We start from the raw sequence: 1,969 nt of genomic DNA on the forward strand, positions 1-1,969 counted from the left end.
CCACCCGTCCTGGGGCACACCACTCATCACCTTGCACTACGACGACTGCGGTCGCCTTGTCAGCGACAGCCTCGGCCGCAGCCTGACCTGGGACGCCCAGGATCGTCTGACCCACGTGGAGTTCAAGGGCAAGACCTGCGCCTACGGCTATGACCCCAGCGGCAACCTCTGTGATCGCGTGGTTGACGGCCAGCTCAGTCGGAGCTTTTTCAGCGCAGGGCAAACTACCCATGAGCAAACCGGCACAACGACCGTCCAGCACATCAGCGACGGCGCCAGCCTGTTCGCCCTGAACAGCATCACCAGCGCCATACTGCTCGGTCAGGATGCCCAGGGCAGTGTGCGAATCGAAGCTGACAGTGAAGTACGCAGCCGTCACTACACCGCACACGGCGCCGAGTCGGGCAATTCATCCGAGGTGCCTTACGGCTACACTGGCGAACGCCGTGAGCCACTCACCGGCTGGTACATCCCCGCGGGCTACCGACCCTATGACCCGCTGATGATGATGTTCCTCAGCCCCGACAGTGAAAGCCCGTTTGGCCGTGGCGGTATCAATCCGTATGCCTACTGTGGGGGCGATCCGGTCAATCGCATCGACCCAGATGGCCATGATTGGCAGAGTTTCTTGATTTCCGGCATTGGCATGGCGCTAGGCTTGATCGGCGCTGTTGTTAGTCTTGGTGCCTTCGCACCCGCTTTGCTGCCCGCCTCGATCGCATTGATGAGCGGCAGTATTAGCGGTGCCATCTCGATGGGGGTTGCTACCTTCAGCGTCAACCTTACCGCCAGTACATTGATGACGGTCGCCTCAGCCGGTCTCAGTGCTATTTCCTTGGGCACTGGCGTTGCCTCTTCGGTACTCGACGTCACCCAAAAAAGCGATCTTGCTGTCAACATCCTTGGCTGGGTGTCCCTAGTCACGACAATACCCAGCTCAGTTCAAGGTCACGTACCGAAATGGGGACTCAAACTGACTAGCCAGACGAGACGGCTGGCGGGCAGAGCTGTGGAAAAAATCAGCAAACACATGAGCACATCCGCTAATCGAGCAAACTATGTTGCAGAGCAACTGGGCAATACCGAACTGTATTTTCCATCGCCCCTCGCTGCCTACATGCCCACTCAACCTAGCCCCTCAGGACTGTCGCGAACAACCACACGCCCACCATCAAGCCAACGCCTGAGTATTACTGCTGCAGAGAGCCCGACCAGCCCAACACTCCAACCCTCCTCACCAACCCCAAGATCTTCCTTGCTGCCGGCTGAAGGTCCTGGCGCCAGCGGTTCGGTGCGATACCGCGCCTCTGACGCAAGCGTGCAACTCAATGTTCCAAGCCAGCCCACAACTCACGCGAATGTTAGAGCTAGGCCCGCTCGATTACCCAACCCAATCACGGAGAATCGATTATCGATTGAACGCCAGCACCTGGCATCGAGAAGAACGCTTGATGCAAACCAAGTCGATTGGCGTGCCTAGCCTGAATCCACACAGGGAGCGTGAAATCTTGGGACAACTAACGACCTTTTACCTAAACGACCAAACCTTCGACGGCCTTGGCCGTCCGCTTACGATCACCGTTGGCGGACGGACTACTCAGTTCGAGTACAGGCCTGATCAGTTGCCACCCTGTGCCAACATTCTGGCCGACGGCCAGCGCATCGACTTCACCTACGAAGCCGCGCTGGAGCACAAAGTGCTCGGTATTCTTGCCGCCGGCGAACCCGAGCACCACTTTACCTACCATAAGAAGCTGGCCCTCACCGAAATGGCCAGCGGCCCGCTGGGCAGCCAGCAGATGCGCTACAGCGCCTCGGGTAAGCCCATGAGCGATACCTGGACTGTCGATGGCCAAGCGCATACCACCACGTGGCGCCACTCCCTCTGCGGCGTACTGCTCGGCTTCGTCGATGCCCAGGGCAGCGACCATCAGCGCCACCACGACAAGAGCGGGCGGCTGGAGAAGCT

The 1,969-nt window shown here is 59.2% G+C and carries 2 protein-coding genes; both read left to right on the forward strand.

Features of this window, described 5'->3' with window-relative positions:
• Positions 1 to 1,480, forward strand: a 1,480-nt coding sequence (locus E1573_RS22680; protein WP_305955366.1) for an RHS repeat-associated core domain-containing protein, incomplete at its 5' end; no start/stop codon positions are given.
• 28 nt (positions 1,481 to 1,508) lie between these two features.
• Positions 1,509 to 1,969 (forward strand): hypothetical protein (locus tag E1573_RS22685; RefSeq protein ID WP_133216788.1); only part of this gene is annotated, 461 nt, incomplete at its 3' end.

The sequence above is a fragment of the Pseudomonas sp. H9 genome, assembly GCF_004353925.1.
Lineage (GTDB): Bacteria > Pseudomonadota > Gammaproteobacteria > Pseudomonadales > Pseudomonadaceae > Aquipseudomonas.